General features: G+C 49.6%; 10 protein-coding genes. 7 read left to right on the top strand and 3 right to left on the bottom strand.

What is annotated here, in order from left to right:
• Positions 1-637: 637 nt before the first annotated feature.
• The 3 genes from hemL to gmk form a co-directional block, all read right to left on the bottom strand.
• Complete coding sequence (gene hemL, locus EBB_RS03025; RefSeq protein ID WP_192392406.1) at positions 638-1,918, bottom strand: glutamate-1-semialdehyde 2,1-aminomutase; 1,281 nt, start codon at positions 1,916-1,918, stop codon at positions 638-640.
• 112 nt (positions 1,919-2,030) lie between these two features.
• A complete protein-coding gene (locus tag EBB_RS03020) occupies positions 2,031-2,471 on the bottom strand; it encodes a hypothetical protein (protein WP_192392405.1) in 441 nt (146 codons plus the stop codon).
• Positions 2,472-2,488: 17 nt separating this feature from the next.
• On the bottom strand, positions 2,489-3,103 hold the full coding sequence (gene gmk, locus EBB_RS03015) for a guanylate kinase (protein WP_192392404.1): 615 nt from the start codon (positions 3,101-3,103) through the stop codon (positions 2,489-2,491).
• A gap of 121 nt (positions 3,104-3,224) precedes the next feature.
• Between gmk and dnaA the strand changes: the two genes are divergently transcribed.
• The 7 genes from dnaA (at position 3,225) to EBB_RS02980 (ending at position 14,109) form a co-directional block, all read left to right on the top strand.
• Positions 3,225-4,541, top strand: coding sequence for a chromosomal replication initiator protein DnaA (gene dnaA, locus EBB_RS03010; protein WP_192392403.1), 1,317 nt, complete (start codon positions 3,225-3,227; stop codon positions 4,539-4,541).
• A 189-nt stretch (positions 4,542-4,730) separates the two neighbouring features.
• Positions 4,731-5,834 (top strand): DNA polymerase III subunit beta, encoded by a 1,104-nt coding sequence (gene dnaN, locus EBB_RS03005; RefSeq protein WP_192392402.1) that lies wholly within the window; start codon positions 4,731-4,733, stop codon positions 5,832-5,834.
• Positions 5,835-5,848: 14 nt separating this feature from the next.
• Entirely contained in the window at positions 5,849-6,922 is a 1,074-nt protein-coding gene (recF, locus tag EBB_RS03000; protein ID WP_192392401.1) for a DNA replication/repair protein RecF, read from the top strand.
• Positions 6,923-7,042: 120 nt separating this feature from the next.
• Complete coding sequence (gyrB, locus tag EBB_RS02995) at positions 7,043-9,448, top strand: DNA topoisomerase (ATP-hydrolyzing) subunit B (RefSeq protein WP_192392400.1); 2,406 nt, start codon at positions 7,043-7,045, stop codon at positions 9,446-9,448.
• A gap of 122 nt (positions 9,449-9,570) precedes the next feature.
• Positions 9,571-10,488 (top strand): restriction endonuclease, encoded by a 918-nt coding sequence (locus EBB_RS02990; RefSeq protein ID WP_192392399.1) that lies wholly within the window; start codon positions 9,571-9,573, stop codon positions 10,486-10,488.
• 19 nt (positions 10,489-10,507) lie between these two features.
• Entirely contained in the window at positions 10,508-12,349 is a 1,842-nt protein-coding gene (locus tag EBB_RS02985) for an ATP-dependent nuclease (protein WP_192392398.1), read from the top strand.
• Positions 12,346-14,109 carry an ATP-dependent helicase gene (locus EBB_RS02980; RefSeq protein WP_192392397.1) on the top strand — a complete coding sequence of 588 codons (1,764 nt, stop codon included), beginning with the start codon at positions 12,346-12,348 and terminating at the stop codon, positions 14,107-14,109. The genes EBB_RS02985 and EBB_RS02980 overlap by 4 nt, the downstream gene beginning before the upstream one ends.
• Positions 14,110-14,125: the final 16 nt, after the last annotated feature.

Here is a 14,125-nt window from a genome sequence, read left to right as displayed (position 1 = left end):
TGGGAAGAGCAACGCGAAACCAAGCCACTTAACTGGCCCAAGCAGGGCATTAAAGTGCGGTTAGCGGAGCTTACGTAACCGCACAAAGTAGCCCTGTTAGAACGATATTTCAGTGCTATCCCACTTAATTGACTTTATATACATAGCCTCAGAGCTTTCTAGTGCTATCTCAGTATACGGTAAGTGTATTTTTTGATTGCTGTCCAATGACCTAAAACAAAGCCAAGTTCCGGTTTTGGTAAGAGCTTCGGAAATGCTTGGTAAAGGATCCTCTATACCTGAGGCATTCCTAACAAAGATTTTCGGTGAGAACGACGCTCCATTGGGGCCGACAAATTTTGGTGGTACCACCCCATTTGGCCCGAAAACTGCGTCCGCAACCACATATGGCTCGGCTGGAAGCACGCAAACAGAATCATAATGGTTCGGGGTTACTATATGTTCTGGATTTCTGATTGACACCCGTGTGTTCGCGGGGATTTGAAGTGGTCCACTCACCACACCAAATTCAAACTCATGAGAGCAGCCAATAAGAGTTAAGGCAACAATTAAAGCGAAATAGATGAAGGGGTTATAGTGATACATAAGCCTAACAAGTAATTAAAAGGTTTTCATATATTACTCGGACACCACAATCTCACAACGCTTTAAACACCTCAGCCGCCGCATCCACCGTTGCCTGCAAATCCTCATCCGTATGCGCGGCGGAAACAAATCCGGCTTCAAAAGCCGACGGCGCTAGGTAGACACCTTTATCCAGCATCGCATGGAAGAATTGCTTAAAGCGATTGACATCGCAAGCCATAACCTGTGAAAAACGGCTGACCGATTTTTCATCGCTAAAGAACAAACCAAACATGCCGCCGACCTGGTTGGTGGTAAAGGCGATGCCGGCCTGATCGGCAGCAGCTTGTAATCCGGCCAATAATTTAGCGGTTTTGGCGGTTAAATCTTCGTAGAAACCCGGCTGGTTGATCAGTTCCAGAGTTTTCAAGCCGGCGGCCATCGCCACCGGGCAGCCGGACAAGGTGCCGGCTTGATAGACAGGACCCAGCGGCGCCAGATATTCCATGATTTTGCGGCTGCCGCCAAAGGCGCCGACCGGCAGGCCGCCGCCGATGATTTTACCGAGCGTGGTCAGATCCGGTTTGATGCCGTACAGACCTTGTGCGCCTTGCAAGCCGACGCGGAAGCCGGTCATCACTTCGTCGAAAATCAACACGCTGCCGTATTGGTCGCAAACCTCGCGCAAGGTTTGCAGAAATCCCGGCTCGGGCGGAATACAGTTCATATTGCCGGCTACCGGTTCAACGATGATGCAGGCAATCTTGTCACCCAGCTCGGCGAAGGTGTTGCGCACCGCATCGCTGTCGTTGTAAGTCAGGGTGAGGGTATCGGCAGCTACCGAGGCTGGCACGCCGGGTGAGCTGGGTACGCCAAAAGTCAAAGCGCCGGAACCGGCTTTGACCAGCAAGGAATCGGAATGGCCGTGGTAGCAGCCTTCGAATTTAACGATCTTGTCGCGGCCGGTATAACCGCGTGCCAGGCGCAATGCACTCATGGTGGCTTCGGTGCCGGAGCTGACCATGCGGATCATTTCTATGGACGGTAGCAGTTCGCAGACTGTTTGCGCCATCAGCGTTTCTATTTCGGTGGGCGCACCAAAGCTCAAGCCTTTTTCGGCGCTATGTTTAACCGCATCGATCACGGCCGGATGCGCGTGGCCCAAAATCATTGGCCCCCAGGAACCGACATAATCGATGTAGCGCTTACCTTCGCTGTCGTAAACGTAAGCGCCGGCCGCATGATCGAAATATACCGGCGTACCGCCGACGCCACTGAAGGAACGCACCGGCGAGTTAACGCCACCGGGAATGTATTGTTTGGCTTGAGAAAATAATTCGGAAGATAGTGTCATGGGGAATGATGGATTGGGTAAAACGGTAGGTTGGGTTAGGCGCTAGCCGTAACCCAACACGTAAACTTTGAATGTTGAGTTGTGATTTATCGAGCTAACCCAACCTACGATGTTATTGCGGTTTGCCGAATAAATGTGGGCCTTTGGGCTGCGGTTTGTTTTGCAAACAGAAATACGCCGCAGCATCAAATTTGATCTGCAAGGTGTGGGTGTCTTCGTGATCTTCCAGATATTTTTCGGCATCAATTTCCGATAGATCTTTCATGATGTGTTCTGCAATGCAGTCGCAACTTTCTTCAAAGCGCTTTTGATCGACGTCTTTATTATTCGAGTTTTTCAGTTCCCGCGCGACGCATTTGGCCGAAAATTCTTTTTCGAATTGACGTTTCTCAGGTTCGGTCGCTTCACCGCTATCCACGCGGTGGACAGCTTTTTTACTTGCAGATGGGGCACTGGCTTTGGGAGTTTCCGCTTCATCGCTGGAGCAGCCGGCAAGGGTCAACGCCGAAACAATCAGCGTGGCAAACAGATAAGACGTTTTTCTAGTTTTCATAAGTGTTGTTAGTTCTATTAGTTAAGTAAATCTTGCAACAATGCTGCCAAGGTTTTTTGTTGTTGATTTTGGGTTAAGCGGTTTGCGGTCACAATGCTTTTTAATTGCTGCAACGCCAGATTGAAATCGTCGTTAACGATCAAATAATCGTACTCCGGATAATGGCTCATTTCCGTCACCGCGTCGCGCATGCGCCGGGCAATCACCTCCGGATTATCCTGGCCGCGGTTTTGCAGGCGCTGGCTCAATACCTCGATGGATGGCGGCAGGATGAAAATCGATAGGCTTTCCGGCAACATCCTTCTGACCTGCTGAGCGCCTTGCCAATCAATTTCCAAGATCACATCCAGCCCTTTGGCCAAATTATCTTCTACGGTTTGTTGTGCGGTGCCATAAAAGTTGTCGAACACTTGCGCATGCTCTAAAAAGGCTTGCCGCTCGATCATGGCTTTAAAAGTCTCGACCGAAACAAAGAAGTAATCGACACCATCCTGTTCGCCGCTGCGCATTGCTCGCGTCGTGTGGGATACCGACACGGCCAAATCGTCCATCTCGGCAATGAGTTGTTTAACCAAGCTGGTTTTGCCCGCCCCGGATGGAGCGGAAATAATATAAAGTTTGCCCGAAATCATGTGTAGTAATGAGGGTAATCCATGCGGCCGTCATTCTTTTCTGATAACGTCCACAGAGTCAAGCCCTAAGCGGTCACTGTGGTATCATGCAAGGCCTTTCTAAGCCCCTTCTTGAATGCCGATGAGTGTGATTTGGAACAACTGCCTCGCCAAGCTTGAACATGAAATTCCCAGTACCGATTTCAGCACCTGGATCAGGCCGCTGCAAGCAGTGGAAACCGACAGCCAGTTAAAATTGCTTGCCCCCAACCGGTTTATTATCGACCACATCAAACAGCATTTTTTCGCGATCATCGAGGACGCCGTCAACGAGTTTTCCAATGCAACCTTGGCGGTGCAGTTTGAAATTGGCAGTAAAAAATCGCCGACCATCAAAGTACCGACACTTAATAAGAGTCCGGCGCAAAAGAAGAATCAACCGAATTTTTTAAACAAAGCCTTCACCTTTGAAAGCTTTGTGGAAGGTAAATCCAATCAATTGGCCAGAGCGGCTTCGATGACGGTTTCCGATAATATCGGTAAGGTCTACAACCCGCTATTTATCTATGGCAGTTCCGGTCTGGGCAAAACCCACTTGATGCATGCCATAGGCAACGCGGTGTTGTTGAAAAAACCCGATGCCAATATTGTCTATCTGCATTCCGAGAAGTTTGTGCAGGACATGGTCAAGGCACTGCAACAAAACAGCATCAATCAATTTAAAGAGTACTACCGCAGCATTGATATTTTATTGATGGACGACATCCAGTTTCTGGCAGGTAAGGAACGCTCGCAGGAAGAGTTTTTCCATACCTTTAATAACCTGCTGGATAACAAACATCAGGTGGTTTTAACCTGCGATAAATATCCGAAAGAAATCGATGGCTTGGAAGACCGTTTGAAATCCCGCTTTGGTTGGGGTTTACCGGTGGCCATAGAACCGCCGGATCTGGAAACCCGCGCCGCGATCTTGATTAAAAAGGCCATGCAGGTCGGTGTGGATCTGGATCAAGATATCGCTTTCTTCATTGCTAAACGCATACCTTCCAATGTTAGAGATCTGGAAGGTGCGTTGCGCCGGGTGGTTGCCAACTCGCAATTTACCGGCCGCGACATCACCTTGGAATTTACCAAAGAAGCGTTGCACGATTTGATTAGCCTGCAAGACAAGTTGATCAGTATCGATAACATTCAAAAGACCGTGGCCGAGTATTTCAAGATTAGAGTGGCCGATTTATCGTCAAAAAACCGCAAACAATCCATCACCCGGCCCAGACAGGTAGCCATGTGTCTGGCCAGGGAATTGACCTCCCACAGCTACCCGGAAATCGGCGATGCGTTTGGCGGACGCGATCACACCACGGTCATCAACGCTTGCAAGCGGGTGGCTGAGTTGAAAGATGACGATGTGAAGATGGCGGAAGATTACAAAAACCTGTTGAGAACCTTATCGCATTAATTGCGCTTAAGTTGTGGATAAAGTGTGCCGGAAATAGCCTATCCAGCTTATCCACAAACCCCATACAAGCTATAAGGGTATCCGACAACAATGTTTGATACATGCTAAGATTTTGATTTAAATTAGATAAAACCAGTTTTCCACAGCTTTTTGTTTACATAGTAGTAACAATATATAAAAGATATTTATATGAAATTTATTATTAGCAGAGATCAAATTTTGCCGCCGTTGCAGCAAATCGTCAGCGTTATCGAGAAACGGCAAACCATGCCGATTCTGTCCAATGTGTTGTTGCAGGCCAGCGACGAGCAGCTGGTGATGACCGGTACGGATACGGAAATTCAGATCGTTGCTAAGTTAAATATTGAATCAATAGCACATTCCGGTGAAATCACGGTTCCAGCCAGAAAATTTCTGGATATTTGCCGCTTATTACCTAATGGCGCGGAAATTCACTTCGAATTACAAGACGATAAAGTCAAAGTTGTATCCGGCCGCAGCAGATTTTCCTTAAGCACCTTGCCGGCTGAGCATTACCCTGAATTCAATGAGTCAGAGTTTGAGCACAGCTTTTTGCTGAATGCCGGCAAATTCAAGAAGGCGTTGGATAAAACCGTGTTTTGCATGGCTAATCAGGATGTACGCTACTACTTGAACGGATTGCTCCTGAATGTGAGTAATTCCAGGCTGAAGCTGGTGGCTTCCGATGGTCATCGTTTGTCGATTTATGAAGACGATATTGGCCAAGCGACCGGTTATGAATCCCGCATCATCATGCCCAGAAAAGCGGTGCAGGAACTCAGTCGTTTGCTCGATGATGCAGATGCTGAATTGAATATCCAGTTTTCCAGCAACAACATCCGAATTTATTACAAGGATGTGGTGTTTTCTTCCAAGTTGATCGATGCCAAATTTCCGGACTTCAGTAAAGTGTTCAATCAAAGCTTTATGAGTCCGTTGCTGATCCAAAAGCAAGTCTTGCGAGATGCCTTGACCAGGGTGGCGATTCTGTCCAACGAGAAGTACAAAGGTGTGACTTTCGATATATCCGGCGATTTGCTGAAGCTCAGCACCCATAATCCAGAACATGATGAGGCCGAGGAAGAGCTGATCATCGATTATCAAGGTGAGCCCTTGAGTATTTCGTTTAACTCGCAGTATATGTTGGATGCTGTGTCCAATTTGGATTCCGAAATGGCGGTGCTGACCATAGCCGGCAATGCCAGCAGTTGTTTTATTGAAGAACCCGAACAGCCTTTATTTAAATTTATTGTGATGCCAATGCGGATGTAGGTTGTCCAGGGATTATGACCTTGTTAAAGCTGGATGTGCTGTCGGTCAGAAACATCCATTCCGCAAGTATTTCGCCGTCTCCTGCCATTAATTTCATCACCGGTGCCAATGCCAGCGGTAAGAGTTCGCTGCTGGAAGCCATTTTTATCTTGGGTAGGTCCCGCTCGTTCAGAACCACTCATACCAAACAGGCTATTTCGTTTGATCAGCCGCAATTGACGGTTTCCGCACAAAATAGGCAACAGTCCGGATCCGTCAGCACGCTGGGTATTCAAATTGATAATAAGCAATGCCAGATTCGCATCGACCAGGAAGATAGACAAAAAGCCGATCTGGCTTACGCCTTGCCAGTGCAGTTGATTCATCCCAAGAGTTATCGCTTGCTGGATTCCGGACCGCAAATCCGTAGAGAGTTTTTAGACTGGGGGATTTTTAATCAGCACAAAAACTTTTTGCCCTGTTGGCGCAAGTTTAATAAGGCTTTGCAGCAACGGAATGCCTTGTTGAAGACGCGACAGATTAAACAGCTCTCAGCTTGGGATAAGGAACTTGTGGAATACGGTCAGGTGATTAACGATTTTCGAGTGACCTACTTGGCAAGCCTGCAACCGGTGTTTCTGGAAATGGCTAAGCATTTTTTGAATCAGGAAAACGTCGATTTGCGCTTCCTATCCGGTTGGGATAGTAGCCAACCCTTAGACTTGATATTAAAAAATGATTTGGATCGAGATATGCGTTACGGGTTTACCCATAGTGGTCCGCATCGCGCCGATTTTCAAACGTATCTGCACAAAAGGTTGGCAAGAGACTATTTGTCCCGTGGACAGCAAAAGCTTTTAGTCCTGGCTTTGCTGTTAGCGCAAGTCACCTTATTGAATCAGGAAAGCCCGAATGCCTGTTGCATTTTGATAGACGATCTAACATCCGAATTGGATGCCGAAAACCGGGCAAAATTGATAAAATACCTTGTTGGATTAAGTTGCCAGGTTTTTATCAGCAGTACCGATATAGCTGATTTTGGCGATTTAAGTTCAGTAGAAAACTATAAATGGTTTCACGTGGAACACGGCGATGTAAAACAATTTTGATGTTTCACGTGGAACAAATAATAAAAATTAACAACTCCCATCACACACGATACAACCGATTCATGCGTGACATGAAGACCGTGCATCGTTGCGGTAAAACACAACACAATGGATACACCCATGAGTGAAAATTACGACAGTTCGAATATCACAGTACTAAAAGGCTTGGATGCGGTCAGAAAACGTCCTGGCATGTACATTGGCGACACAGATGATGGTTCCGGCTTGCATCACATGGTGTTCGAAGTGGTTGATAACTCCATCGACGAAGCGCTGGCTGGTTATTGCAAAGGCGTCGATGTCGTCATTCATGAAAATGGGTCCGTATCCGTTTATGACGATGGTCGCGGCATTCCGGTGGATATACACAAAGAAGAAGGCCGTTCCGCCGCCGAAGTAATTATGACTATCTTGCATGCTGGCGGTAAGTTCGACGACAACGCCTATAAGGTCTCCGGCGGTTTACACGGCGTAGGCGTCTCCGTGGTAAATGCCTTGTCTGAAGAGCTAACGCTGAAGATTCGTAAGAACGGCAAACTGCACATGCAAAAATACGTGCTCGGCGAGCCCGTAGCACCTTTAGCGGTGATAGGTGATTGTGAGGGAAGCGGTACCTACATAAACTTCAAGCCCAGCCCGACTATCTTTACCAATATCGAATTTCACTACGACATCCTGGCTAAGCGCTTACGCGAACTGTCGTTTTTGAATTCCGGTGTGCGAATCTCGCTGCGCGACGAAAGAACCGGCAAAGAAGATGTATTCGAATTCGACGGCGGCATCAGCGCTTTTGTCCAGCATCTCAACAAAAACAAAACCCCGTTGTTTGAAAAAGTCTTTCACTTTATCGCCGAAAAAGAAGGCGTAACGGTGGAAGTGGCAATGCAATGGAACGACTCTTATCAAGAGAACGTGTTCTGCTACACCAACAACATCCCACAGCGCGACGGCGGCACGCATTTGGCCGGATTTAGAGGTGCATTAACCCGCACCATCAATCAGTACATCGAAACCAACGGCCTGGCTAAAAAAGAAAAGGTCGCCACCACCGGCGACGATGCTCGCGAAGGTTTAACCGCTGTGTTATCGGTGAAGGTCCCCGATCCTAAGTTCTCCTCGCAAACCAAAGACAAGTTAGTTTCATCGGAAGTAAAACCCTTGGTCGAATCGACCATGAACGAAAAGCTGCAAGAGTTCCTACTTGAACAGCCGCAAGTTGCCAAAGCCATCGTTAACAAGATCATCGATGCCGCCAGAGCACGTGAGGCCGCCAGAAAAGCCCGCGAGATGACCCGTCGCAAAACTACCCTGGATATTGCCGGCTTACCCGGCAAACTCGCCGATTGCCAGGAAAAAGACCCGGCCTTGTCCGAACTGTTCATCGTGGAAGGGGACTCGGCGGGCGGCTCCGCAAAACAGGGCCGTGATCGTCGCACCCAAGCCATCCTGCCGTTGAAAGGTAAAATCCTTAACGTGGAACGCGCCCGCTTCGACCGTATGATTTCCTCGGAAGAAGTCGGCACCCTGATCACCGCGTTGGGCTGCGGTATCGGTAAAGACGAATACAACATCGATAAGCTCCGCTACCACCGCATCATCATCATGACCGACGCGGACGTCGACGGCTCGCACATTCGCACGCTGCTACTGACCTTCTTCTATCGGCAATTGCCGGAGTTGGTCGAACGTGGCCACATCTACATCGCCCAACCGCCGTTGTACAAAGTCAAAAAAGGCAAACAAGAACATTACGTCAAAGACGACAATGCCTTAAACCAATACTTGATCCAACTCGCTTTGGATAAAGCGCAATTGCAAACCGATGCCGATACCCCGGTCATACAAGGCCAAGGCCTGGAAAAACTCGCGACGGAATTTGCCGATGTGATGAGCATTATCAATCGCCTGTCCAGACGCTACGACGACCTGTATCTGGAGCAAATGACTTACATGCAGGTGTTAAGCGACGAAATCAAAGCCGACCAGCAGAAGCTGCAAGCCTGGTTGGATTTACTGCAAAAAAATCTGAACGAAGGTGGCCACAAAGCCATCTTCAGCACCCAGCTAAAATATCGCGGCAGCGATGACTTTGATGTAGAAGTCAGCAAACGCCTGCACGGCATTACCAAAAGCTTTGTTTTGCACGCGCCGTTCTTCGCCGGTAACGATTATCAAAAAATCGCTCGCTACGTGGAAAAAACCCTCAGCATGTTCGGCGAAACCTCCGTCATGCGCATGGGCGAACGCGAACAGCAAGTGGATAACTTCAAGCAAGCATTCGAATGGATGATGAAGGAAGTCAAAAAAGGCCAGCACATCCAGCGCTACAAAGGTTTGGGCGAAATGAACCCGGAACAACTCTGGGAAACCACCCTGGATGCCAACAGCCGCCGCATGTTGCAAGTGACCATCAACGACGTAGTCGCCGCCGACGAAATCTTCACCACCTTAATGGGCGATGTGGTGGAACCGCGTCGGGATTTCATAGTTAAGAACGCTTTGGATGTGGCGAATTTGGATGTATAACGGTGTGTCGGTGTCAGATCTCATAATTCATGAAAAAAATCTCACAATTGTGAAATGAAATCTCAAATTTTATGAAACGAATCAGTAAAGACTAGTTTGGTAGATTAAGTGGAAATTTTAAGTTGAATTTTCCAGCTGACATTAAAGGCTGCATGAAGGACTGCATTTTGTCGCTGTTTTGGCCACGCAAGGAAATCGTCGGTTTCTTTGAGAAGCATGGATGCACCAAGGCCGAAATCAGCTCTTTGCAGATTGAAGGTGAGAACGCTCTTAAGCGTCATGAAGTCATTGATACACTTTTCAATGCACTTGCGGCACGCCCAGACAATGGACTCGGTTCATTTCGAGCGATGCTGCAGTCGCTGTTGACCTGGTCTCACTTCGACCCATACTACTTTGACAAGCTTCGCAAATTGGATCGCTCCGTAGCGACGCGGAACCTTGACCACTTGCGCCAACTGCAGGAAATTCGAGATGCCAAGATCAAATCCGATCGTGAACGACGTGTCTTTCAAGACGCCGTTCGACAGCAGCCGACCGCTTCGCTGGAACAATTACGCAGCGAATATCTCGATTTGCTTGCAAACAAAACGTCACGACAGCAGCGCGGCTACGCACTAGAACGTATCCTCGCCGAACTTTCCCGTCTCTCGCGTCTAGAAACGACGGAAGCGTTCCGCGTCAACGGAGAACAAGTTGATGGTGCTGTGAAGTTTGACGGAGAGCATTACCTCATTGAGGCCAAGTGGCAGGAAAGGTCTGCCAGCAACGAGCCGGTTTATCAGTTCGCTGGAAAGGTGGCAGGTAAGCTTTACGGACGTGGACTGTTCATTTCCGTGAACGGCTTTAGTCCCGAAGTAATTCACAGCCTCGTCATCGGCAAAGAGATTCAGACGCTCTTTGTTGATGGCGAGGACCTAATTCTAGTGTTGGAGGGACACCTTACCATGCGTGACATGATCGACCGCAAAGTGAAAGCCGCTCAGACCAGAGGCCTCATCTATGCGCATCCGATCTCAGGTTCTGAGAAAAAGATCTAGAGGAAGAGACAAGACTGTTATGCGACTAAGCCGTATCATTATCAAAAACTTTAGAAACTTCAAGCACCTTGATATCAGACTTGGCGAGCATGCTGTTGTTCTTGGTGAGAATAAGGTCGGCAAGACCAATCTCCTGTTTGCACTTCGGTTGATCCTTGATCCAGCACTTCCCGATTCATTGCGTAAGCTGCGCCTTGATGACTTTTGGGATGGGCTGACCCGCCCACTGAAAGCGGAAGACATCATTGAGGTGTCCGTCGAGTTTCGGGACTTTGAAGGCAACGAGAATCTGTTGGCGGTACTAGCAGATCACTTGGTGAAGCCAGACCCGATGGTAGCGCGAGTTACCTATCGCTATCAGCCAGTGCAGGGGCTTGAAAGAGCACCGCGTAGCGAAGCGGATTACGAATTCATTCTCTTCGGTGGAGATCGGCCAGAAAACTCGATCGGCTATGAATTAAGGCGATGGATGCCGATGGACCTGTTCCCGGCCTTGCGCGACGCCGAGTCTGACCTGGCGCGTTGGTCGAGGTCTCCGCTGAGACCATTGTTGGATCGAGCTGCTAAGACGGTGGATGTGAAAGAGCTCAATGCGATCGCCGGCGAGGTTCACACAATAACCTCAAAGATTGCTGCACTCCCTGAGCTTTCCAGTGTCGTCAGCCAAGTCAACGATCAACTGATTACCATGGTAGGCGATAAACATGCCGTGGAAACAGCCCTGGGGTTTTCGCCGACTGATCCGGAACGTTTACTGCGCGCACTGCAAATGATGATCGATGGTGGAAAGCGCGGTGTGGCCGAGGCCAGCCTTGGTTCCGCCAATGTGCTTTACCTCGCGCTAAAGCATCTTGAGCACCAGTATTTAGTGGATGAAGGAGAACGGCAACATACGTTTTTGGCGATAGAAGAACCCGAGGCCCACCTGCATCCTCACCTGCAGCGGCTCATCTACCGAAATTACTTACAGACGCGAGACGAAACGCAGGCCGGTCCAGAGCCGCGCAGTATTCTTCTCACGACGCATTCACCGAATGTGGCAAGTGTGGCGCCGCTCGCCAATGTGGTGGTTTTGCGCCATGTTGCCGGAGAAGGTCACACTATTGGGCGATCTCTAAAAGGTATCAAGCTCAACGCCAGCGATCGCGAAGATTTGGAACGCTATATCGACGTCACGCGCGGTGAGCTATTTTTCTCGAAGGGGATCATCCTGGTTGAGGGTGATGCGGAGAAGTTCCTCTTACCCACGTTGGCTAAGCTGCATGACGAGACTTTGGACTTTGATGCGTTGGGCATCTCCGTCTGCTCTATTGCCGGCACAAACTTCGCCCCCTATGTTCAGCTATTGGGTCCGAAAGGGCTTAATATTCCGTTTGTGATACTGACTGACTTCGACCCGAAGGGTGAAGTGGTGAGTCAAGAGGATGCTGACCCAGATGAGGTGGGCGTCGTGAACAGCTATGGCGAAAATCGCGTCGTCAATCAGATCATGCAGCACTTGCTGAACGAAGAGGTCTGGACGAAGAGTGATTTCGCGAAGGTCATGAAGCTCGCACCGAATTACGGCGTGTTTCTGAACGAGTTCACGTTTGAAATTGATGTCTTCAAGGCTGGAGCCGCAGATTACTTCCTGACAGCCATCACGAAGCTCTCCACCAATAAGAAGATGCATGCACGCTTCAAAGACCTTTCCGCCGATCCTGATTCGCTTGATCCCTTGCAGTTCCTCAAGGACATTGACTCCATTGGCAAGGGAAGGGTTGCACAGCGCCTCTCGGCGGTTCTCGTTGACGAGCGCGCCGATGTATGCCCCGTGTACATCAAGGAAGCTCTGAAGTATCTGAAGGCCAAACTCGCATGAGTGCTCTGGCGCCGCCCTATCTCAAGGTTGCAGAAGATTTGAGAGGAAACGAAGACCAGTGGCGAGCTTACCGGTCATCGGGGAACTGCGTCATTCTGGCAGGTCCTGGAAGTGGCAAGACTAAGACGATCACCGTCAAGATCGCCCAACTGATTGCTGAGGATGTGCGCCGTCCACGCCGCATCGCATGCATCACCTATAGTAATGCTTGTGTCGGCGAGTTGCGATCGCGGTTAACCAAGCTAGGTGTGGATGACGGTGATCGTCTCTCTCTATCCACCGTCCACTCATTCTGTCTGACTGAGCTGGTGTTGCCTTACGCCGCGATGGCAGGGCTCGATGTTCCCAATCCCTTGGTTGTGGCTTCGCCAAGGCAGGCGAGATCGCTATTTGGCGATGCCTATCGCAGACAACTGGGTGGGAATGCGCCAGGGTGGTTTCGTATCGCCAGCGACAAGCTAAGGCGCACCATTCCAGATCGCGGCAGCGACGAGTGGCATGCGTGGGACGGCCGAGAAACGGAGGTAGTCGAGGCCTATGAAACCTTGCTTCTACAGAATGGCCTGATCGACTTTGACGGACTGGTTCTCGCCGGCTTGCAGCTTATCGAGAAGCACGAGTGGATCCGGCGCGCCATTCGGGCGAAGTATCCGGTGGTCGTGATCGACGAATATCAGGACCTCGGCTTACCCCTGCATCGGATCGTGTTAGCACTGCTTCGGGCGGGAGTTCGAATCGTTGCTGTGGGTGACCCGGACCAGTCCATTTATGGATTCACTGGTGCTCAGCCGGGTCTGTTGAGAGCCTTGGCTGGTCTCCGGCAAATGGAGTCGGTTGCACTCAAGTTGAACTACCGTTGCGCAGATCGAATCATTGCTGCCTCCATGGCTCTTTTACCTGAGCCGGCAGAGTTCCAGTCTCATGATGGGAGGTCTGGCGAAATTCAGATTCACCGCCTAGAGTGTGGCATCCGCGAGCAGGCGGACTATGCACTCCAGATGCTGGTGCCAGCGTTGCTGAAGGCGAATCCCTCGTGGGTGCCAGGAGATATAGCGCTACTATACCGGACGCTTAATGAGGGTTCACCGATTGCACAGGCGGCGGATGCTCTTAGTCTGAGATATTTTCGGCTTGATAACGGCTCGCCCATCAAGCGCACACGCTTGAGCGAGTGGCTCATGGATGCAGCACGTTGGTGCTCGGGAGGTTGGCAGACTGGAGAAGTGTCTCTTTCTCAGCTGCTAAAAGCATGGCGGCGCATGTACCGCTCAGTGATGAATGAGTCCGAATTGTTGACCGCTCGCAAGCACTTAATTACGGCCCTGTTTTCGCTACGGGGCGGCGCGTTGCCTTTGCACCGTTGGATCTTGGCGCTACGTCGTGATGTGCTGAATGAAATGCTCGAACAAGAGCCTGGTCTCGCCGACGAGAAAGACAACCTCGAAGAACTGATAAATGCCGCAGCGAAAGGTGGGATTTTGCAGGGTTTCACGGTCGAAATCTTTGGGAATCAGGGTAAGAGTCCGGATCAGCTCAACTTGATGACGCTGCACAGCTCGAAAGGGCTAGAGTTCCAAGCGGTCATAATGATAGGGTTGGAGAATGGTGTATTCCCAAGTGGGTTTGATAGAACCGACGAGCAGTTGAAAGAGGCATCACGCCTTTTCTATGTTGGCTTAACCCGTGCTAAAACACAGGTTCATCTTATCTACGATTCCGTAGAATCACCATTGATTACTTCCATTAGAGCGGCTACGTAACTGAAATTAAATGAGT

This window comes from Methylomonas fluvii (assembly GCF_014850975.1).
Lineage (GTDB): Bacteria > Pseudomonadota > Gammaproteobacteria > Methylococcales > Methylomonadaceae > Methylomonas > Methylomonas fluvii.
This window is presented reverse-complemented; position numbering and strand designations above follow the sequence as displayed.